Below are 21351 nucleotides of genomic sequence, written 5' to 3' on the forward strand. Positions count from 1 at the left end.
CGGCTTTCACGCTTGAGTTTTGCGTTGACCCAAACCCTTTCACCCCGAAAACCGGTCTTACCTTTTGGAAGGAATCCTATGAGTTTCACCGACAAAACCCTCGTCTGTGTCGATTGCGGGAATGACTTCGTTTTTACTGCTGGTGAACAAGAGTTTTACGCACAAAAAGGCTTTACCAACGAACCACGGCGCTGCACTCAATGTCGTCAAAGCAAAAAGCAACAACGCAGCGAGCCAAGTGGTCGCTCAAGCTATGATCGAGATAGTGGTTTTGGTGGTCGGGAGCGCAGCCGCGAATATGGCGGGCGCGATAGTTTTGGTGGTGGGCGCTCTGGCTTTGGTGGTGGCAATCGGCGCGATGCTGCTGGCCAAGCTCCCCGTGAAATGTACGATACCGTTTGTGCTGAATGTGGTCGCACCACGACTGTGCCATTCAAGCCAACGCAGGGCCGTCCGGTGTATTGCCGCGATTGTTTTCAAAAACAACGAACTTCTTCGCGTTGGTAGGCTAGCGTCGTTTTAGGTTGGTGGGGCAGTCGTTCAGTCGCCAATTGGGGCGGCTGAATTGTTTTTTAGCCGCTTAATCAAGCCATAGCTATTGCTCCTTTGCAATGGCTTACATCCAAGGTTGCTTGGTAAAAGTAAGGGCAATATTCAGCTTGGATAGCATTTTATCCCAAGGTCTAGTATGATCGCCAGATACTAGCTGTTTTTGGAGGTAGACAATGGCGTTATTGGCCGAAAAAGTGGCATTGATTACGGGAGCTGGACGTGGAATTGGGGCGGCAGCCGCCCGTTTATTCAGCCAACACGGAGCGCATGTGGTGCTCTGCGATTTGGATGCTGCACCAGTTGAGCAATTGGCAGCTGAATTAAAGGCTGCTGGTGGCCAAGCCCTGGCATTTGCTGGCGATGTGACCAGCGCTGAATTTGCTCCCCAAGCGATTGCCGCCACGTTAGAGCATTTTGGCGGCCTCGATATTTTGGTCAACAATGCTGGCTACACGTGGGATGGGGTGCTCCACACGATGGATGATGCACAATGGCAAGCTATGCTCGATGTGCATTTATCAGCACCATTTCGCTTGATTCGGGCCGCTGCTCCCTATTTGCGCGACACAGCCAAAGCCGAAATCAAGGTCAATGGCGCGGCCAAAGCACGCAAAATTATCAATGTTTCGTCGGTTTCGGGCGTGTATGGCAATGCTGGCCAGGCCAATTACTCGGCTGCCAAATCAGGCGTAGTTGGCTTAACCAAAACCTTGGCTAAGGAATGGGGCCGTTTCAATGTGCAAACCAATGCAGTCTGCTATGGCTTTATCGAAACCCGTTTGACCGCTACCAAAGAACAGGGCGAAACGATTCAGCGTGGCGAACAGGAAATAAAACTTGGCGTGCCCGAAAACCTGATGGCTGGAATTACCATGTTTCACCCGATGGGGCGGGCTGGTACGCCTGAGGAAGCAGCTGGGCCAATGGTCTTTTTGGCTTCGAGTTTGGCCAATTATGTGAATGGCGAAATCTTGGAAGTAACCGGCGGGATGGGGATTTAGTCAATGAGAGCAAGCTGAGAGGAGGAGATCATTCGCGATCTTTCTATGCTGAAGATGTTGGGAGTGAACGTTGCCGAATATGATCTAAATCTGCAACCGTAAACATTCCTATGAGCGGCACTTGGCTTTTGATCAGTGCTATTAGTCTTTCGGCAACTAAAAGTGGGGTTGTCGGTGGAAATCTAAAATAAATAATACCTGCAGGAATGGGCAAGCCAAAACGGAAAATTAACTCACCATAATCTCGATCAAAGGTTAAGATAATCTGTTGCTCATTTCGAGCATACTCTAACACTGCATGATCTGGAATTCCTGGAGTATCTTCACTGATTGAACTGACATCATAGCCATTGTGGCGTAGCCAAGCAATTGCACTATATGGAATATTTTCGTTAGCAAGAAAGCGCATTAGGCGGCAATCCTTGTATAGAATGCTGCATCACGCATGCATTCAGCTACAAACTGAAAAACTGCCTGCATAGCTTCTGGGGTTAATTGAGGATATTCATGCAGAATGGTTTCTTCTCGCCAACCATTGGCAAGCAATTCTAAGAGGAAATCGACACTTAACCGTGTTCCACGGACTACTGGTTTTCCTGCTAGAATTGTGTGATCAGCATGGAGATACTGTTGCCATGATGTCATAAATTCCTCCAAATTGGAGCTATGCACTCGTCTATATCTCAATGATCATACCATATTCTATTTATTTTTAGAGCTGAAAGTGCCTCGGTATTAAACATACCGAGGCGCTTTCTTTTATGGAGCTATGGAACTAGCCTGCTGCTTGTTCTTTGCCGTTCGTCGATTCGATGATGCCGCGATCAAGCAACTCTTGCAAGCCTTTGGCAACCGCTTCGACCGTGAAGTCGATTTGCTCGATTGTGTGAGCGCTGGTCAAGAAGTTAACATCGCGGCGCAAAATCACGCCATGTTTGGCAATTGCACCCAACAGCCCTTCCATCAAACGAGCATGGGTTGGCATATCAGGGGCAAACGAAAAGAATGGAATTGCATCGTAGCCGTAAACCCGCAACGCAACCCCAAGCGCTTCTGCTTTGGCATTCACGCCGTCGCGCAAACGCTGGCCAAGCTGGGCAACATGCGCAAAGTAATTGGTATTGCGATAGACGTTGATCACTTCGTAGCAGACTTCCAAGGAAAGCATTTCGCCGCCAAAGGTGGTTGAAACTTGCAAATCTGATAAGCGTTCAAGATACTTTTTGGGGCCTGCAATCGCTGAAAGTGGCATGCCTGCGGCGATACCCTTCGAGAGACAGACGAAATCTGCATCAATGCCATAGAATTCTTGTGCGCCACCAAGCGCCAAGCGGAAGCCCGTCACCACTTCGTCGAGCACAAATAATGCTCCAACTGCATGACACGCGGCCTTCACTTCGTTCAAATACTCAGCATCCAAGCAGTGTTTGTAGGGCATTGAGAGCAAAACGGCGGCCAATTGATCGCCATGTTTGTTGATTGCTGCAATCAAGTTGGGCTTTTCGTGGGGAGCCATCAACGATACTTGCTCGGTGTATTGGCTCAGGCCTGCGGGCACGCCAGGCGTGTAATACATAAAATGATCGTGCCAACCGTTGTAGCCAACCGTGATAATCCGTTCGCGTTTGGTAACGTGGCGGGCCAAGCGCACAGCTGCTGAGGTTGCATCAGCGCCAGTTTTGAAGAAACGCGCCATTTCGGCATTGGGAATAATATCGAGCAAGGCTTGGGTTGCGCGAACCTCAACTTCCGTGGGCAGCGAATGAATCAGCCCTTTATCCAAATTCTTGCGAATCGTTTCGACAACTGCTGGGTGATTGTGGCCCAAGGTGGTTGCACCCAAACCACAGATGTAGTCGATATATTGGTTGCCATCAACGTCGGTCACTAATGCGCCATCGCCATGATCAATAAAGACTGGAAACGAACCATAGGCAAATTGTTCTGGCCTCTTCATCAACGATTGAGTTGTGCCAGGAACAATTGCTTCTGCTTGGGCCAATAATTCCATCGATTTGCTGAGATTGAGGGCTTCGCCGCTGACCTTTGGCAGTTGTGCTGCGCTCATGCTGCTCGATCCTTCCATATATTTTGGGCTAATGTGATGATTATGTAGAATAAAATCAATTTAGTCGGATTAAATAGATTTTATTTGAGCGCTAGTATACGGAAGGGGCATTGGTTTGTCAAAAATAGCTTAATTACGCTGGCTATAGGCTTTTGGCTATCGGAGATTCGTTGGATTAACAATCAAAAGGGTATGCCCTTACCCCAACCCCTCGCCCGCGTTCAGTGGGAGAGGGGCTTTAATGGCGTGGTTTGGCATGATTGGTGGTGAACATTGGTGCTCCCCCTCGCCCGCGTTTTCGTGGGAGAGGGGGCTGGGGGGTGAGGGAACGCTCCACCGCCGACCAATCACTCAAAACCGACCCTTGAAAGGAGGGGGCTGGGGGTGAGGGCATAATCGCGGTTACAAGCTTATGGCGTGATTAATGCTTGGGTTTGGCCAGCCCATTCAACGCTGATGGGGCGATTGGGATAGACAAGTTGCTCTAGTTCAATGCGTAACGGCTGTTGGGGCTTGAGATCAAGCGTGCCTTGCCATAGCAATTTGCCTTCGCTCATGATTTTGATTGGCGTGGCGGCGAAGGCTTGGCTTGGTTGAATTGCGACCACCAAATGGCCGGTGCTGCTGCGATCCAGCCCAATTGCGCCAAAGCGATTGCCCGCACTGAGATCGCCAAGGTCGTGTAAGGGCAGCCAATGAGCCTCGAATGAACGGCTTTGGCCTGCTGGCAAGGCTGGATAATCCCAGAACGTGCGTTGAGCGCCATGCCATAGCTCTGCATAATCGCTGCCATCGGTGGTGTAGAGGCTACGATCAAATTGATCATCAAAGGCAAAGGTTTTGATGCCAGGCAAATTTGGATCAAGATCAACCAGCATGAGGCCTTGGTTGAGCGCCGGATCATACACGCCAGCCCAGCCGCCGCTCAAGTTGTCGGCGGCAAACAGGCCGATATAGCCGTTCCAAGTTGCATAGCGACTAAGATCGCGATTGTTGAACGTGGGCCAGCTAATGGTTTGCTGGGGTGCAGGCAAGGCCGCATCTTGGGTTGCATGGACAATCATCTGCTTGGTTGGCACCACGAAATGCAGGCTCGGTTGCAAATGGTTAACTCCACCAGGCGCAATCATCGCATTCATCCAAAATTGAAACGGCTGTGGGCTAGCAGTTGGGTTGCGATAGCTGCCACGCATATTCACAATTTGGCTATCGTTGGTTAGCTCAACCGTGATTTCAATTTGCACTCCGGTGTGGCGTTCGGTCGTTGAAACAATCACCCGCGCCGCATCGTTGGTTTGTTCCAAACGATAATCCCATGGTTCCGATTCAAGGTAGCCATGCTCCTCGGTTGGCGCTGCCCATTCGATGCCGCCCGCTGCCAACCACCAACCGCGTTGACCCAAATGGCTGGCTTTGATCACCGGATTTTGATAGAGCAGGTTTTGGCCAGTAGCTTTGTTGGTCAATTGATAGACACGGCCACCAAGTTCTGGCAGCATCGTCAGCGTGACATAACGATTTTCAAGCTTGAGCAAACGATAATTTTTTGCTTGATAGGCGGTGATTTTGCTGCGATCAATGCGCTTGTACGGGAAAATTGGGTCGTTGGGTTGACTATCGACGAGTGCGCCTTGATAGCCTTCGGTGTTCAACGCGATCGTTCCCGCCTCCGAAACGGTGGCTTTGTTCTCGCTCGCCTGAAAATAATGCATTGGCGTGGCATAGCGCCAGCGATAATAATGGCTGCCCACATTGCCCATTTCAACTTGCCAATTGGCCGCATTATTGGGATTGTAGGTCAGCACACGGCGCTCGAAGGCTTGAAACAGCACCCGTTGCGCTTGGCCGCCGATTCGGGTATCGATCCAATATGCCTCGGTGATGGGATAGCCAAATGTCCCGAGCACATTGGTTACATCACCCAGCGATTGCTGAAAATCGACAAATACTTTGGGCACATTGTGGCCAGTTACGGCTTCGTAATGTGCAATTGTGGTGTTGGGTGTTGCTAGATTTGGCTCATCGCTAATTTGACCATTGGCTGCCAGCACGCTGCTAATGCGTTGGCCTTGGCGATTTTCGCTGCGATTATAGCCGTTGGTTGTGGCAATTGGCCCAAGGCTGGCATAGGTTGGGCTGGGGCTATCGGGATCGCCTGCAATTGGCACATTGGCTGCGGTGCGTGGCTCGAAGCGCTGATCGCCGGTTTGCATCTGACCACTGATCATCTCGACCACCAACAAACCATTGGTGGCAAACCACTCGCTATTACGGTCGGCAGCTGGTTGAGTAATTTCCATGCGAGCTTTATCAAAATACTGGGTCAGGCGATTATTTTGCGGCGATTCCTGATAGCGCTCAAAGCTGCGTGGCCCAATTTGCTGACCCCAAATCCACGAGCGACTGGTCTGAGCATCGGCAACCGCTTGATCGGCGCGTTGCCAGCGTTGGCGAAAGGCCGAATCGGCAAAGCCATCGGCAAACGCAGCATAACTTGGCCGTTGCTGAACTAAACTAAGACTTACCATCAAGAGACAACCAACGAGGGTTATTCGGCGCATCATCTATTCCTCCAAAACCAAACATCTGGTGCGAGTATAGCGCTGGAGGCTGACAAAAACCATAGCATCTCGCTGAAGTTGGCCTGAGAAACCTGAAAATCGTCAAAGCTTGGCCGAATATGCTCTATAGTATTGGCAGTGTGTATGGTCGAAAGGGGTTGCCACAATGAACGATTTGCAAATTGCCGAACAACTACAAGCGAGCTATGGTCTTTTTGCGCCAATTCGTGCCCATTTTCGCGGGCCTGGCGTTGAACGTGGCGGCTGCCCACGCCACGGCATGCATGCAGTTTATGCCAAAAAATATGGCGAACATCTGGCAACCATTTATCCAGGCATTAGCTCAATTGGGGTTGAATCATCGTTCGAGGCCAGCCAATTGCCAGCAATTATGGCGGCCTTGGCTGCACTGCGCGAGGTGCTGCTAGCAAATTTGGCCCATCGGATTGTTGAATATGCTCAAGCCAGCAAGCCCTATATTTTACCCGCCTATTTGCGCAGCATCGAACTGGCGCTTGAACATTTTGCCAAACGCTATCCCGAGCAGCTCGCGGCGCTTGATGCGGTCTTTTGTGTTGCTGGCGGCGAGGGCTTTCGCGATTTAATTGTGTTTCACGGCGGGCATTTGTTGGAGCAAGCTAAGGCTGGCGCGCTCTGGACGAATATCGATATGTATTCGCTGGTTGATTTACATGATCGCGAAACGGCTGAAGGCTTGCAAAAATTCGAGGTTTGGTGCCTTGGCGGCGATTTGGCCAAAGCAGTCTTGGCCGAATTTCAAAAAGCCGCGTTGATGCTGGTGACCCAAGGCTGGCAACCACAGCCACTGACTAAAGAATTAGCCTTGTTGCCTGTCGATTTGAATCGCCATTTTGGCCAGATGGTGCGCAATCTACTGCACACTGCGCTATCCCAATATGTTTTGGGCTAAAAGTAAAATATTCCCTCACCCCAACCCCTCTCCCATGCGCTGGGCGAGGGGCTTTAACGCCGTGGTTCTTGCAAAAATCCTTGGTAAAAACGGGTGCTCCCCCTCGCCCGCGTTTAGTGGGAGAGGGGGCTGGGGGTGAGGGATTTCGAATTTAATGGCGCATGCGTGATTGAATCGTTTGGCTGATAATATGCGCCAAATCTGGGCGCTGAATATCGGCGTGAGTAAAGGTCAGCTTGGCATAACGCTCGTTGAGATCAAAATCGGCAAACAACTTGGCAAAGCCATGCAAGCGCTTGTCGATTTCCAAATAGACATCGACCCCATAATCTTGCAGATCAAGCACGACTTCTAATTCTTCGATGTGGAAACTTTGGTGGCCGTAGGGCTTAAACTCAAGCTCTTGCACAAAAGGATACGGGCCGCGCCAGCGCGAATTGTATTCGTTGTGCACGGTGTAGAGTTGGAAACCAATTTGTTGAATGGCTTGAATAATCGTTGATTGCGATGGATGCGGCTGAATGTTCAGCTGATCAACATCGCTGGCATCAACCCCACCGCTGATTGACAAGCCAGTGCGAATAAAGACTGGCTGATGGCCCATGGTCAAAGGCGTATCGAGCGGCAAATTAATGCTAAATGGAATCCGTTGTTGCGCCCCTGGTTGCAGCACAAAACGCTGGGTCAACGGATATTGACCAATTGTATGATCTTGGGTGATTTTGCTGTCGTCGTACTCGCGGGTGTAGCGCGTGACCAAAAACAGATACAGCGCTTCAATATCTTGTTCGACATCGCCGCCGATAATATGCACTTCACCGGCAATTGTACCACCAGGCGCAGTTGTATTGTTGTGGAGATGAGTTTCGATACGAGCATTGCCAATACCAACACTGGCGAGCAATTTACGGAACATGCACATCCTCCTAGGTTATCGAGTTATTATCGCCTTATACGTAGACATAGTATCAAAAGGTTTCACTTAATCTTGGCAATGTTGTAACACACAATGCACACAGGTTTCAAGTGTGGCGCAACGGCAACGCAGCCCACGCTGCAACAACTGCTGCACATGGCTGGCCTGTTCGAGCAATTGGCTAAGATCGGCCAATTTTTGTTTGGCCATTTTGCGCCATAAACCAGCGAGCGGAGCCTGTTGCTGCTCGTGCTGAAAGAGCAATTGAATTTCATGCAGGCTAAACCCCAGCCGTTGAGTGGTGCGAATAAAGGCCAGGCGCTCGAAAATCTGTTGATCATAATACCGCCGTCCATTCTGACGGGCAGCAGGCGGCAAGACATTAATTTCTTCGTAATAGCGAATGGTTGAGGCTTTGATGCCAGCCTGTTTGGCGACCATACTGATGCTGAGTTGTTGCATATGCCGACCCCTGCAAATTGCTGCTTGACTTCCAGTTAACTTGAACTTGTAGACTCCTAACAAGCTAAGGTAATCATGCAATAGCTGTCAAGTGGAGGAACACATTCATGCCAACCGTGATCGATCAACCAGTTCATATTACCGATGCCAGCTTTGAAGCCGACGTGTTGCAATCGGCAACGCCAGTAATTGTGGATTTTTGGGCTCCGTGGTGTGTGCATTGCCGCGTGATTGCGCCGATTTTGGCCAAACTAGCCCAACGCTATGCTGGCGAAATTGTGGTGGCCAAAATCAATACTGATGAAGATGTGCAATATGCCAGTCGCTTGGGCGTGCGTGGTTTGCCAACAATGGTGGTGTTTCAGCATGGTCAAGAGGTTGACCGATGGATTGGGGCGATGAGCGAAGCAGCGTTTGAGCAACGAGTGCAACGCTTGCTTGGCCATTAAATTATAATAGGCAGGCTGCTTCTCACGGCGGCCTGCCTAGTTTATTCTTCCTCGGTACAGTATCTAAGCTCCCACAAGCGGACTATTGGTATTCTTCCAACCTACTCCATTGTTCTTCTCTCCCACAAGCGTTAATGATAGACTGATGGTAGCTGGTGTAACATTGTTACAGCGGCTACTGTGGGTTTGCAATGGGTGGCAATGTAGCCCTCTACAGCTACAGAGCACACGGCTGGCGACCATGAGACCTCCTAGGGGTGACCGATTGAGCGCGACGACGCTTGAATCTGGCTGCTTGCCTAGCACATGCTGTTCGTTGAAAACCAATCGTCGGCTATAATGATGCTCAGCAATGCCCTATTCGCACTGGTTCGGTTGGTTATTAAGTTATGGATTGCGTTAGCAGTCGATAGTGCTACGATAGCATACAATCAAGCGCTGAAAATGCGGCTTTGCTCTTGATTGTATCTAGAGTTTTGCTGGAGAACCTTGGAGAAATTACGAATCCGTAACTGATTGTTGCGGTTCGTTCGGGGTTGATGCTGGTTGAGAAAGATAGCGATCAAGCTCAGCGGCAGTTGTATACCAATAGCGATCAAGTTTGATGCCACGGATTTTACCTTTATTAAGGTAAACGCGCAAACTGCCTTCGGTTAGCGACTGGGCTGGGTAATATTCACGGGTATAGGCCGCCGCCTGCTGCAAGGAGAGCAGTTGGCTGGCTGGTGGGTCGTAGGTTAGACCAGAGGGCTGTTCCATGCCACATCCTTGGCCAAATAAAATGCTTCGCCAATTACTCCGCGGTGAGATATTATCACAATCGTTGCAGCAATGGGTCGATAATCATGGTGGTCGTCAGGTGGTTGTGCAAACCTTGCGTGATGGCATGAGCCACGATGTTGATGCACTTGCCTTCTTTGAACAGCAGGTCAATCGTTATACCACAGAAAGTCAAAAAGCTGCAAATCTTAATATGGCCGATAGCACCTACTATGCCAAACGTGGTCGCTTCTACGAGCAATTACGCCATCTCTTAGATCATCTGCCCAGCCTGCGGCCTACCACAATTATCGGCCTGCCGATTCCGCTAACTCCATTGGTTGGCCGCCAAGCTGTGCTGCAAGAGTTGCTTGAGCTTTGCCGCGATTATCGGCTAGTGACCTTGCATGGCATCGGTGGTATTGGCAAAACTCGCTTGGCAATTGCCTTGGCCAGTTATATCGCCAATGCTGGCTTTGCCCAAGAAGTGGTCTTTGTTGATTTGCGCAATGAATATACGGTGCACGATAGCTGGCAGGCCTTGCTCAATCGCTGGCTGGGCGACCCCAAAGCCGATCTCACCAGCTATATTCAGCAATCCAATCGGCGCACGGTGCTGATTATTGATAATTGCGAACATATTCGCTCGATTGCTGAAATGTTGTTGCCGCTGTTGAATTTTGGCAATGTTTCAATCATTACCACCACCCAAATTGCCCTGAGTATCAACGGCGAGCGGCGGTTTCCGGTGCCAGCTTTGAGCCTTGAGGAAGGAATTTTGCTGTTTGAGCAACGTGCTCGCGATTTGAATCGCCAGGTTGAGCGCCGCCAAACCGAGCAAATTGTCCAACGCTTAGCTGGCCATCCATTGGCAATCGAAATTGCTGCTTCGCAATTATTATTAGTCTCGGCCAGCGATATTTTGGCCATGACCAATGTAGAGATGCTCGAGATTGAATCGTTGGCCAATGGCTCAGCGCCGCATCGCACCTTGCGCCAAATGGTCGAATATAGCTTTTCGTTATTGAGTGATGATGTGCAGGCTGCATGCCTACGCTTGGCACTGTTTGAACATCATTTTAGCCTAGCCCAAGCTACCAAAGCCTTTAAAGTCAATTGGCGGGTGGCGAGCAGCTTGGTCGATGCTTCGTGCTTAGAAGGCAGCGTCGATAGTCGTGGTGAAACGCGGTTTAGTATGCCGCTGGTCACGCGCTTGTATGCACGCCAAGTTGCGCTTGAACGCGATGTCTATCACCAGCTGATGCTCGAATTCAGCCAATATTGGGCTAGCGAGATTAAGCAGATATTGCAACAGTGGGAACAAACAATTGAACGCGCTAAAGATCATGGCGAATTGCTTACGCCAATGAATGATCTTTCGTTGTTGCGGGATAGCTATACAACGATTCGGGGTTGTTTGCAGTGGGCTTCGATTTATGCCCAAGATCAATTACTAGAGCTGATCGCTGGTTTATGGAAGTTTTGGTTGCACTATGAAAGCCCAGAGGGCAAATTGTGGCTGCGTTCGGCGATGAGTATGATTAACGAGCAACAGCGGGCCGAATTGCAGCCGATTCTGCTGCTATTTAGCTGAAAATGGGCATTGGAATATCGCTCAGCCAGCTTTGCTCCCAAACTGCTTCGCCAGCAAGCAAACGGGCAATTTGTTGGGGAAAATAGGCTGGCCGAATTGGCTTGCCCAAAAAGCCAAAAAAGCCCAGCGCTTTGGCTCGTTCAACAATGCTCATATCGCTAAATCCTGTCAAAGCAATGCAGGGAGCAATTGAACGTAGCGAGCCAATCAAATCAAAGCCTGATTGATCTGGCAACTGGACATCGAGCAAAATGAGTGCTGGTTGCAAGGCCTGAATTGCTTGGGCGGTGGCAATGCGGCCATTGGGGAAGAAATGCAGTTGATGGCCTTGTTGATGCAAGGTGCTGCGAATAATTAACAGCGTATCTGGTTGGTCTTCGATGACAACAAGCGTAGCGATACAAGCCTCCTTGGATTCAGCGGTTGGCTGAATTGTACCGCGAAAGCTGTGCGCTGGGCAATATGCTTAGCGTTCCCTCACCCCAACCCCTCTCCCACGTGGCGGGAGAGGGGCTTTAATAACGTGGTTTTTGCATGATTTGTAGTGAAAATTGGTGCTCCCCCTCACCCGCGTTTTCGTGGGAGAGAGGGCTGGGGGTGAGGGAATGTTTGACCACCACGCTATATTAAAAACCTACCTTTGTGAGGCTGGGAGGTGCGGGAACTCAGTCTTTAGCCGCCGCTTGAACGGGCAACCGACTTTTGCAATTGCTTCGAGCTACGCCAAATTAATAATGGAATCAGCACCAGCCAAATCAACACTGAGATAACCCACGGCTGTAAAATCACGCCGCCACCTAGTTGACCTTGGAGATCTAATGTCCACGTTGTGGCGCTCCCCTCGCTAATGCTCTGAATCCACATGACGAGGCTGAAGAACGGGCTAAACGATAAGATCACCACGCCCAAGTTTCGGATAAAACCATTGTTCATAATCGACTGGAACAGCGCTTGATCGTTTGAAAGGATTGCCAAGACCAAAAGTGCTAGCAATGGCAATCCAACGGTCATGACCAGCGCTAAACCTAAAGTGGCCAACATTGCGCCGCGACTGGTTTTGGCCCACGATGCACCCCAAATGCCGACCGTACCATAGCCCAAAACTGTCACAACCTGAATCGCCAAGGCAATCAGCAAATCGCGAATTTCAATCCCGCCAATCAGCAAGGCCATTGCGCCAATCGGCAAGGTGGCGAGACTGAGCAGAAACAGAAATAAACATGGCGCAATCAGCTTGCCCAAAATAATCTGGTAGCGGCGCACCGGCGTGACCATCAGCACATCGATGGTTTGACGATCGCGTTCACTGCCCAATGATGAAGCGTTCAGCGACGGCGCAAAAAATGTTAGCTGAAATAAGGCGACTACTGCTGAAGAAACATACAATGATAGCCCAATATCACTGCGATCAGCAAACCCACTGTCGTTGTAGCCTGCATAAATCAGCACACACAAACCACTTAAAATGAATAAGTAGATGCTGAGCATGGTAAAGGCCCGATTGCCGCGCAGATACGAGCGAAATTCCTTTTGCAAAATTGCCTTCATGCCACCACTCCTTGCGTCACATGCAAAAAGACTTCTTCAAGGTCGGATTGGCGTTCGGCAAAGTGATTGACCCGAAAGCCTTGGCCAATCAGGTTGCTCAAAATGCTGCTGCTCTCGTCGCTTGTGCCACTAAAATTGATGGCCAATTTGCCACCTGCTTGGTCATCTGCAAGCTCGTTAATTAAATTGACATCGTTGATTGCTGGAATTTGCTTGAGCATGTGCAAGGCTGCCATTGCCCGCTCAACAACTTGAATTTCAATCAGCTTGTGGGGCCGTAAGTCTTGCATAATTTCGTTAACTGGGCCACTTGCCAAGAGCGTGCCGCGCTCGATAATGCCAATATGGCTACACATTTCGGCCAGCTCAGACAAAATGTGCGAGCTTACCATAATTGTTTTGCCCATGCGGCTTAATTCGCGTAGCAATTCGCGAAGCTCAATGCGTGCCCGCGGATCAAGCCCGCTGGCCGGTTCATCGAGGATTAACAAGCTTGGATCGTGGGCCATCGTGCGGGCTAAACTCAAGCGTTGTTTCATGCCGCGGCTTAAATTCATCACATAGCTATCGTGTTTTTCGGTCAAATCGACCAATTGCAAAAGTTCCTGAATCAGGCTGGTGCGGCGCGGCTGTTTGATGCCATACACGTGAGCGAAGAAATCGAGATATTCCCAGACCCGCATGCTATCGTAGACCCCAAAATAATCGGGCATAAAGCCAATTACTTTGCGCACTGCATCGGGATCTTGGCGCACCGAAATGCCATTGACCAAGGCTTCGCCAGCGGTTGGTTGGAGCAAGGTGGTCAAAATGCGCATGGTTGTGGTTTTGCCAGCGCCGTTTGGCCCGATAAAACCATAAACCGCGCCTTTGGGAATGCTCAGATTGACCTGATTGAGCGCGACATGTGTGCCAAAACGCTGGGTTAAATTGTGAGTTTCAACGATCAATTCCATCAGCGTTGCTCCAAATCAACATATAAATTGTAGATATTGCTACTTTTTTGGGGTGCAGCTAGGCCATCGACCATAATTTCGTGCAAAACCTCGGTATCGAGCACGCTAATATGCGGCGCGGTATAGAGCGAATTTTTGGGCAAGCCATTGTAATTAGTGCGCTCATTGCCTGCGCTCCAGAGCAATTGCAGCGCTTGATTGAGTTGGTCGTTACTATTGAGCGATGGGCTGCTTTGATTTACGCGATTGAGACTATTATCGATCGTCACCGAAGCACCAGGCTCAAGCGTGGGTAGCACAATGCTATCCTCGCCAGCGAAGACAACCGCATACTCGACCGTACGCTCGCTACGGTTGGTAATGGTCGCGCCTTCCCACGAGTTAGGTTTGGCTATCTTGATCTCAAAATTATAGGGAACCGCGATTGTGCCAATTGCCGCGAGGGTTTGCATATCGCCAATGTTGCTTTGCCAGTTTGGCAGGAGTGTGCGGTTATCGCTGGTTTGCTCGATCGTGCCTGAGCCATTATCGCCAAAAGTCTGCGTCGATTGATTGCCAGCAGTTAAGCTCGAATCGATACTGCCGTTCCATGCGCCCCGTCGCCCAGCATTGAAGCCATAATTGACGCTTACTCGACCTTGCTGCGCGCCAAGTTGGCTATCGACAACATTGATTGTCGTGACGTTGATATTGCCAGTGCGCAAATCGCCACCAGCTAAATACATAATGCCCACAAAGCCAAACACAATCAAGGGAATCGTAAACCAAGCCCATTCGCGGCGATCTAAGCGCCGCAAAACGAAGTAGTTAATTGGCCCAATCAGCAAAATGTAGCCAAACAAAATACCCATGAAGGTGAAAATTGAAGGCAAGTTTTGGTCGCTACCTCTAATTTGCATTGACCATGGCGAGAGCGCCACGTTCCAATCGCGATAGAGTTGCGGTTGCAGAATCACTGGCCACACGCGGCGATCGTTCACTTCGGCTGGTAAATCGCTTGGGTTAAAGGCGGTGAGCAGCACATGACCCGTGCCAAGCTTGCGACTGAGCAATAACGGCTCGTTATTCGCGCCAAGGCCTAAAGGTGTTGCCTCGGCATTGGGCGTAAGTTGATTGACCTTCAGTTCGACTTGGGCAAATTGGGGCACTGTCTGTTTATTGAGGCTGGTCAAAACTGCCGAGCTATTGCTGCGACTGAGGCTGCCAGGTAGGAGAGCTGCTAATTCTTTGGGCAATTCGGCAGCGTTTGGGCCGCCGCTGACGATCAAGGTGCCGCCAGTTGCAACCCAGCGTTCTAAGGCTGCTGCTTGCTCAGCAGTTGGCTGCACATCTTGTAAGACAATCGCGCCAAAGTTAAACAGCTCACCATCGTTGCTTGGCAGTTGCGCCGGATCGAGTAGCATAATCGTGGTAAGTCGGCCCGGAATGGCAGCGCCCGCCAAACTTGAGGCTGGCCCGCCAAACACCCCAACCAAGACCTCTGCGCTATCGTGAACTCGTATATTGCTACGATTGAGCGCAAGTTGCTTGCCTTGCTGATCGAGCACTTTGATGGTTACGACGCTTTGGTTGAGATTGGCGCGCATCAACAAACGCACTTGTTTGCGTGCGCCACCAGGCAAATCGACAGTTTGCAGCAAATCTGCTTGGCCAAAGCCAGTTTCAACCACCACTTGGGCTTGAATATCAGCCCCAGTATTTTCGATTGTCGTGATAACCGGATACCAACCATTATTGAGCACATGCCCTTGGGCATCGAAGCCAACTTGATCGATGGTAATACTAATGGGGGTGGCATTTTGGGCATAACTTGAGCTTGGCCAAAGCAGATAAGCGAGGACTAAGCCAAGCCAAATCCACCCACGCCATCGGGCTGAATGCGCCATGAAAACTCCTTCGCACAACAGATTCTGACTCCCACTGCGTTGATCTTAGTTTCCGGTTTCCAATTGCTCAGGGGGCGGCAATTTGGATTCGATATGGGTTCGATGATCATCAAACAACACTTGTAGTTCCTCACGTTGGAGCTTGTGATAATGCTGCAATAGCATCAAGGTACTATCAAAATCACGATCGCGGGCACGTTGCTCAAATTGGTCGCGATAATCGGAAATGACCGCCAGCACGCTATCGGGTGCTGCTACGCCGCGAAAGGTGAAATTTTCGTTTTGCCCAGCGGTAAACAGCTCGACATCGCCGTACTTCAAAATCCGTGCCCATAAATTTTCTTGATTGAGCGAAATATTCTGGATTTTGTCCCAGGTTGTTTCGCGTTTGGTTTCGCGGCCCAACGGTTTGCGCTCAATATCGATAATATTAACTGGCGTAACAATATATTCATCGTTGCGCCAATCGATGACCTCGTAAATCAGCCAAGCAATACAAAACAGATCGAGCACAGCCAGAATTAGCAACGAACCACCAGAGCGAATAAAATCGTTGCCGATTAATAGCGACCACGACAAATTCAAAATCAAAAACAGCAAAATTGGGTTGGCAGCTTCGACGAATAAAAACAGCCAATGTTTGCGCCAGATAATCGAATTACCGCGCACTTCGGGGCTTGGTGGAATAATGCCCAAAAGTGTACGGCCAGTTTGTTCTGGTGGAATAAAATCGCTTAATGGCGGCAGGCTTGGTAGAACGCCTTGCTTGAGCACTTTGGCTCTGACAATTTGCTCAACCCGCCCAACTTGTTCTTCTTCTTTAACTGGCTCAACGAATTCGAGAATCGTATCGCGAACCAATGTAGGATTGACGATCCCAAGAAAGGCAATGTTGCGCAAACGGCTGGCAGTTTGGACTTCAATTTCGCCATAATCAAAATAGCGGGAAAATACCGATTCGGTGACAGTTTTTACGTCTTCGATTTCGCGTACATACAGCTCGTTGCGCTGGACGCTAATCAAAAAGCGCGAGTTGTAGGAAATAACGCGCTGGTTGGTTACGACGAGGGCATCGTTGCGCCAATCGAAATAGCTATAAATCATGGCGAAGAAAAAGATCGTGCCAGCGCCAAACAGCACAGTATTCAAGGTATCGATGCCAACGAGCGAGACTCGCCACAAGAAAATAATGGTACAAAAAAACCAAAATGTGAACCAAATCGAAAGGTTGCGCGCCAAAACCAGCCAATGGCGATAGGCGATCAGCTTGACACGCTCATCTGATTGCAGGTTGATATTGAAGCTGATTTGAGGCACGGTGGTTGGCATAGCATCCCATCCTATTCATAGCTGAGTTGGCTGACATTCGTGCCGCCATTGGCTTGTAGGTATCCAACTGCAACGTGAGCCATCGTTTGCTCAGCCAAATAATTGTGCTGCTGGTTGAATGGCAGCTAGGTTTTGGCTAGCCAGGTGTTGGACTCAAGCCTAGTGCTATAGTATTTTGTTTATCAGCCAATCGTCAAGCGCCAATTGCTGCGGCTGCGCTGGACGATTGTAACAATGTTTAAACAAAAACGGCGTGGATGTAACTCCACGCCGTTCGTTTTGCCGATTAAGCCTGGGCTTCAACGCCCATGAGATTGACGATTGCTTGAAAGACATCTTCCGGCGAGCGGCCATCGGTGGTGATGGTGATTGCATCGGCGGCTAAGAAGGTGTTAGCTGCGTCGATTGCATCGCGACGGGTCAAATCGGCCAAGACTTCGCTATAGCTAATTGCGCGACCACGAGCATTCAGTTCTTGGGCGCGGCGTTGGGCACGTTCTTCAACCGAGGCATCAAGATAGATTTTTAATTGGGCATCGGGCATAATCACCGCCCCAATATCGCGGCCAGCCATCACCACATGGCCAGCTTTGCCGATTTGGCGTTGGGTATCGCGCAAGGCTTCGCGCACCGCAGGATGAGCGGCAACTTGCGAGACATTACGTTCGACATTGGCGGCGCGTAATGGCCAGGTAATGTCGTTGCCATTGGCCAGCACCGTGTATTGGCGGCCATCGGCGACATTTGGCGCGAGGATTTCAAAATTGCTCGTTTGGGCGAGTTTGGCGAGAGCGGCGGCGTTCGCAAGATCAACGGCTTGTTCAAGGGCCACATAGGTCAATGCCCGATAGAGCACCCCTGTATCAAAATAGATATAGCCAAAATGGTCGGCTAACAACTTACCGAGCGTACTTTTCCCCGACGCTGCCGGGCCATCAATTGCAATTGTATGTGGTGTTGTCATAGTCAAAAACACAGATATTCCTTGCTGGATACCTCCGAACAGGCAATATTTGAGCGCATGCTGAAAGGTGAAGGGTACACATCGCAACCACTCTCCTGTTGAGTACCCAGCGTATGCAATACCCCACTTGTGGAAGTGAGGAGACAATAAATCATGAAAAGGCTGGAAAAGCCATGGTTCTATTGTAGCATAATGAGCTAAATTTGCAGGGATTATGGCAACGACCCAGACGATCTGCTATAATCGCACGCCGAACCATGATCATAGTTGGAGGTTGCGATGCGCTCTGGCATCTGGCGAAGTTGTTGTTTATTGCTCTTAGTCGTGTTAACAGGTTGTGGCAGCCTGACAATTTACGATCTTACCGGAAATCCGGCAAATTATAACGGTCAAGATGTGACGGTCGAGGGTGTGTATATCTGGAAGCCGGGTAATCCTGGCCTCTCAGTGTTGGCGAAGGGGGTTTCGACCCGCAATGATGGCACCGATGCCCAGCCAGTCGATACCTTGGTCTGGCTTGAGAATTTTCCTGCTGAGGCCAGCGCCAATTTACACCGCCCAATCGATAGCATTTATGGCGCAGTGCGGGTCAAGGGCAAGTTTGAAACTGGCTCGTTTGGCCCAGATGGCAGCTATACCAGCCGCTTGGTCGTGCAATCTGCTGAAGCGATTGAGCAAGTCGAGCGGGTTGAATATCCAGCGCCGACCGAAGCGCAGCCCAATCAAGTTTCAATCTATGAGCTTGAGAAAAATCCCGCCGCCTACAACGGCCAAACCGTCACCACCCGTGGGATGTATTACTGGACTCAAGCTAGTTCTGGGTTGTTGGTAACTGGGGTGCGCACCGAAAAGCCGCTTGGGGCTGATATTGCCAGCGGGGTTAATCCGCAGCCAATGGGCACGCCGATTTCGATGGAAGGTTTTCCACCTGATCTTTCAAGCCAACTCAACGTCGGGCCAGGCAATGGCTTTGTTTGGGGCTTGGTCGAAGTAACTGGAACCTTTGAAACTGGCGGGAAATTTGGCTTAGAAGGCCGCCATGGCTCGCAATTGATTCTCGACCCAGCATCAGTTAAAGCAATTAAATAAGCATTCATCAGCATAGAAGGCTGCAATGTATTACTTCCTAAAGGCAATGCACGAGGATGATATTCCGCGTGTGCAAGAAATTGAGCGCCAAAGTTTTTCTGCACCATGGTCGGCCAATACCTATCGCCGCGAATTAAGCTCGCCAGCGACCAGCCGCTATATTGTGGCTCGTTCCAGCCCGACGTTGCCGCCAGATGAGCCAATTATGCCCTATGTGCCACGGCGTTCGTTGCTGCAAACCTTGTTGCCATCGGTGTTTACCAAGCCGCAGCCTGTCAGCCCCTATCCCTTGGTTGGTTATGCAGGCTTGTGGTTGATGGTCGACGAAGGCCATATCACAACGATTGCGGTAACGCCTTCGCAGCGTGGCCAAGGCCTCGGCGAATTGTTGCTCAATGGCTTGATCGACCAAGGCGTTGATATGGGCGCAACCCGCTTGACCTTGGAAGTGCGGATCTCGAATGAATCGGCGCAACGCTTGTATTTGAAATATGGCTTCGAGCCAAGCGGCACGCGGGTGCGCTACTACACCGACAACGGCGAAGATGCCCTGATTATGTGGACTGATGTGATTACCGAGCCGAGCTATCAACAACGCTTGGGTGAGTTGCGCGAACGCTTGGCGCTACGCCTTCAGCGTCAGGCTGGAATGGTCGAATAGTCCTGTTGCACAAATGCTGTATGTTGGCTATGATGCATAAATTCATGGCTGATAATTGGTTGTCAGGTGCGGCGAGGGCGCACAGCCATTAATGAGGATGTTGGTTCATTGTTCGCTGGTTAACATGGGACGGTGCCGTTGCTAATTAATGGTTGGGGTTGCTTCCACCGTCGAAGCGGCCTACTGAAGGAGCTTGCATGAAGATCGTCGTTGCAGGAACAGGCTTTGTGGGCTTACCCCACGCTGCGGTCTGCTCAGAATATGGTCACGAAGTCTATGCCTATGATATTGATACCAAGCGGATTGCTGCCTACAAAACCGCTAAGCGCGAAGAAATTGAAAAATATGTCAATGAGCCAGGCTTAGCCAGCATTATCGAAGAAAATATCGATCGTTCCCTGCATTTTATTGATGATCTTGAGCCGGTAATCGAAGGGGTCGATGCCTTTTTCTTGTGTTTGCCAACCCCGCCTAATCGCGATGGCTCCTCGAATTTGAGCTACTACTTCGATGCGGTTAACCATTTGGCCAAGTTGTTGGCCAAACGTGAAGATCAACGCCGCGTGGTGATTATCAACAAGAGCACTGTACCGGTTGGCACTGGTCGCCAACTTGAGCAAGTGTTGAAAAGCCATAATGTGCCAAACGTGGGCATTGCCTCGAACCCCGAATTCTTGCCCGAAGGCAACGCAGTTGAAAAATCGCGCCATCCTGATCGGGTGGTGGTTGGGGCCGATACCGAGGAAGATTTCCGCATTTTGCGCCGCATTTACTCGCAATTTATCAACCACGTGCGGATTGCCTTTATCGAAACCACGCCCGAAACTGCTGAATCGATTAAGTATGTTGCCAACACCTTGTTGCTGACCTACATTTCGTTCTGGAACGGGGTTGGCGGACGCTTGGCCGAATCGGTGCCAAACGTGCGCATGGAAGACCTCAAGCGTGGCGTAACCGCCGACACTCGGATTAGCAAATGGGGTTCGTTTGTGTCCAACGGCGCTGGTGGCTCGTGCTTTGGCAAAGATATTCAATCGTTGATCTATCAGCTCAAGAGCCGCAACCAAAGCACCGACTTGCTCGAATCGGTCTATGAAATTAACGAATATCAAAAGACCTACTTGATCGATCGGGCTGCGGCAGAAGCTGGCGTGAAGTTCAACAACAAAGTTGTAGCGTTGTTGGGCTTAGCGTTCAAGCAACGCACCAACGACATGCGCGATGCGTCGGCCTTGAAGGTCGTCGAAAGCTTGCTTGGCCGTGGGGTCAAGGAAATTCGCGCCTACGACCCAATGGCCGAAGAAGAAGCCAAACGCTTCTTCAACGCCGAACACAACCACTTGTTTGAACGCATCACCTACCACTCGTCGGCCAAAGCAGCCCTCGAAGGTAGCGATATTCTGTTTATCTCGACCGACTGGGAAGAATTCCGTGGACTTTCGAGCACAATTGAAAGCACCGTGCCAGCGCCATACTTGATTATCGATGGTCGCCGCATGATTCCCGATTACGATGAATTGGTCGAACGCGGCTACAGCTACTTGGCAGTTGGCTCACCCTACTTAGACAAATAGCTTCGTTGTACGTGCAGCCGCCCTTGATTTGCTTAAGATCAAGGGCGGTTG

At 50.3% G+C, this 21351-nt stretch carries 21 protein-coding genes; 8 read left to right on the forward strand and 13 right to left on the reverse strand.

The genetic code is table 11. The annotated features are described in order from the left end of the window. Positions 1-78: 78 nt before the first annotated feature. The gene (locus ACFMKP_RS16550; RefSeq protein WP_054534067.1) at positions 79-507 is read left to right on the forward strand and encodes a zinc-ribbon domain containing protein; all 429 of its coding nucleotides are present in this window, start codon (positions 79-81) and stop codon (positions 505-507) included. A 218-nt stretch (positions 508-725) separates the two neighbouring features. Further along, positions 726-1553: an SDR family NAD(P)-dependent oxidoreductase gene (locus ACFMKP_RS16555; protein WP_382293265.1), complete on the forward strand. Its 828-nt coding sequence runs from the start codon at positions 726-728 to the stop codon at positions 1551-1553. Positions 1554-1596: 43 nt separating this feature from the next. Here ACFMKP_RS16555 and ACFMKP_RS16560 read toward each other — a convergent pair whose 3' ends face one another. From ACFMKP_RS16560 to ACFMKP_RS16575, 4 genes are all read right to left on the reverse strand, one after another. Then, positions 1597-1962, reverse strand: a complete 366-nt coding sequence (locus ACFMKP_RS16560; protein WP_382293267.1) for a DUF5615 family PIN-like protein — start codon at positions 1960-1962, stop codon at positions 1597-1599. Further along, positions 1962-2198: a DUF433 domain-containing protein gene (locus ACFMKP_RS16565; protein ID WP_382293269.1), complete on the reverse strand. Its 237-nt coding sequence runs from the start codon at positions 2196-2198 to the stop codon at positions 1962-1964. The genes ACFMKP_RS16560 and ACFMKP_RS16565 overlap by 1 nt, the downstream gene beginning before the upstream one ends. Positions 2199-2328: 130 nt before the next feature. Further along, the gene (locus ACFMKP_RS16570; RefSeq protein WP_382293271.1) at positions 2329-3621 is read right to left on the reverse strand and encodes an aminotransferase class III-fold pyridoxal phosphate-dependent enzyme; all 1293 of its coding nucleotides are present in this window, start codon (positions 3619-3621) and stop codon (positions 2329-2331) included. A 410-nt stretch (positions 3622-4031) separates the two neighbouring features. Beyond that, positions 4032-6185, reverse strand: coding sequence for a DUF5107 domain-containing protein (locus ACFMKP_RS16575; protein WP_382293273.1), 2154 nt, complete (start codon positions 6183-6185; stop codon positions 4032-4034). Between the two features lie 163 nt (positions 6186-6348). Here ACFMKP_RS16575 and ACFMKP_RS16580 point away from each other — a divergent pair, with 163 nt between their 5' ends. After that, positions 6349-7113, forward strand: a complete 765-nt coding sequence (locus ACFMKP_RS16580) for a hypothetical protein (protein WP_382293275.1) — start codon at positions 6349-6351, stop codon at positions 7111-7113. A gap of 151 nt (positions 7114-7264) precedes the next feature. Here ACFMKP_RS16580 and ACFMKP_RS16585 read toward each other — a convergent pair whose 3' ends face one another. Together ACFMKP_RS16585 and ACFMKP_RS16590 are read right to left on the reverse strand one after the other, a co-directional pair. Then, entirely contained in the window at positions 7265-8029 is a 765-nt protein-coding gene (locus ACFMKP_RS16585) for a sporulation protein (RefSeq protein WP_382293277.1), read from the reverse strand. 66 nt (positions 8030-8095) lie between these two features. After that, entirely contained in the window at positions 8096-8491 is a 396-nt protein-coding gene (locus tag ACFMKP_RS16590) for a MerR family transcriptional regulator (RefSeq protein ID WP_382293279.1), read from the reverse strand. A 107-nt stretch (positions 8492-8598) separates the two neighbouring features. On the opposite strand from ACFMKP_RS16590, the gene trxA reads away from it, so the two are divergent. Next, positions 8599-8940 carry a thioredoxin gene (trxA, locus tag ACFMKP_RS16595; RefSeq protein WP_382293281.1) on the forward strand — a complete coding sequence of 114 codons (342 nt, stop codon included), beginning with the start codon at positions 8599-8601 and terminating at the stop codon, positions 8938-8940. A gap of 498 nt (positions 8941-9438) precedes the next feature. Here the strand turns inward: trxA and ACFMKP_RS16600 are convergent, their stop codons facing one another. Next, complete coding sequence (locus ACFMKP_RS16600) at positions 9439-9699, reverse strand: helix-turn-helix domain-containing protein (RefSeq protein WP_382293283.1); 261 nt, start codon at positions 9697-9699, stop codon at positions 9439-9441. Between ACFMKP_RS16600 and ACFMKP_RS16605 the strand changes: the two genes are divergently transcribed. Then, positions 9698-11293, forward strand: a complete 1596-nt coding sequence (locus tag ACFMKP_RS16605; protein WP_382293285.1) for an ATP-binding protein — start codon at positions 9698-9700, stop codon at positions 11291-11293. The two genes, ACFMKP_RS16600 and ACFMKP_RS16605, sit on opposite strands and share 2 nt — an antisense overlap. Here ACFMKP_RS16605 and ACFMKP_RS16610 read toward each other — a convergent pair. The 6 genes from ACFMKP_RS16610 to cmk all read right to left on the reverse strand — a co-directional run bounded on the left by ACFMKP_RS16610 (position 11286) and on the right by cmk (position 17988). After that, positions 11286-11726, reverse strand: coding sequence for a response regulator (locus tag ACFMKP_RS16610; RefSeq protein ID WP_204757663.1), 441 nt, complete (start codon positions 11724-11726; stop codon positions 11286-11288). The two genes, ACFMKP_RS16605 and ACFMKP_RS16610, sit on opposite strands and share 8 nt — an antisense overlap. 239 nt (positions 11727-11965) lie before the next feature. Next, the gene (locus ACFMKP_RS16615) at positions 11966-12841 is read right to left on the reverse strand and encodes an ABC transporter permease (RefSeq protein ID WP_382293287.1); all 876 of its coding nucleotides are present in this window, start codon (positions 12839-12841) and stop codon (positions 11966-11968) included. Beyond that, positions 12838-13797 (reverse strand): ABC transporter ATP-binding protein, encoded by a 960-nt coding sequence (locus ACFMKP_RS16620; protein ID WP_382293289.1) that lies wholly within the window; start codon positions 13795-13797, stop codon positions 12838-12840. Before ACFMKP_RS16620 ends, ACFMKP_RS16615 begins: the two co-directional genes overlap by 4 nt. After that, the gene (locus ACFMKP_RS16625; protein ID WP_382293291.1) at positions 13797-15683 is read right to left on the reverse strand and encodes a hypothetical protein; all 1887 of its coding nucleotides are present in this window, start codon (positions 15681-15683) and stop codon (positions 13797-13799) included. Before ACFMKP_RS16625 ends, ACFMKP_RS16620 begins: the two co-directional genes overlap by 1 nt. 45 nt (positions 15684-15728) lie before the next feature. Then, complete coding sequence (locus ACFMKP_RS16630; RefSeq protein ID WP_382293293.1) at positions 15729-17012, reverse strand: PH domain-containing protein; 1284 nt, start codon at positions 17010-17012, stop codon at positions 15729-15731. Positions 17013-17298: 286 nt separating this feature from the next. After that, positions 17299-17988, reverse strand: a complete 690-nt coding sequence (gene cmk / locus ACFMKP_RS16635) for a (d)CMP kinase (protein WP_382293295.1) — start codon at positions 17986-17988, stop codon at positions 17299-17301. Positions 17989-18255: 267 nt separating this feature from the next. On the opposite strand from cmk, the gene ACFMKP_RS16640 reads away from it, so the two are divergent. From ACFMKP_RS16640 to ACFMKP_RS16650, 3 genes are all read left to right on the forward strand, one after another. Continuing rightward, a complete protein-coding gene (locus ACFMKP_RS16640; protein ID WP_382293297.1) occupies positions 18256-19065 on the forward strand; it encodes a hypothetical protein in 810 nt (269 codons plus the stop codon). A gap of 25 nt (positions 19066-19090) precedes the next feature. Then, a complete protein-coding gene (rimI, locus tag ACFMKP_RS16645; RefSeq protein WP_204757635.1) occupies positions 19091-19726 on the forward strand; it encodes a ribosomal protein S18-alanine N-acetyltransferase in 636 nt (211 codons plus the stop codon). 197 nt (positions 19727-19923) lie between these two features. Continuing rightward, positions 19924-21300 carry a UDP-glucose dehydrogenase family protein gene (locus ACFMKP_RS16650; RefSeq protein WP_382293299.1) on the forward strand — a complete coding sequence of 459 codons (1377 nt, stop codon included), beginning with the start codon at positions 19924-19926 and terminating at the stop codon, positions 21298-21300. Positions 21301-21351 lie beyond the last annotated feature (51 nt).

Origin of the sequence: Herpetosiphon sp. NSE202 (genome assembly GCF_042688385.1) — a bacterium.
GTDB lineage: Bacteria > Chloroflexota > Chloroflexia > Chloroflexales > Herpetosiphonaceae > Herpetosiphon.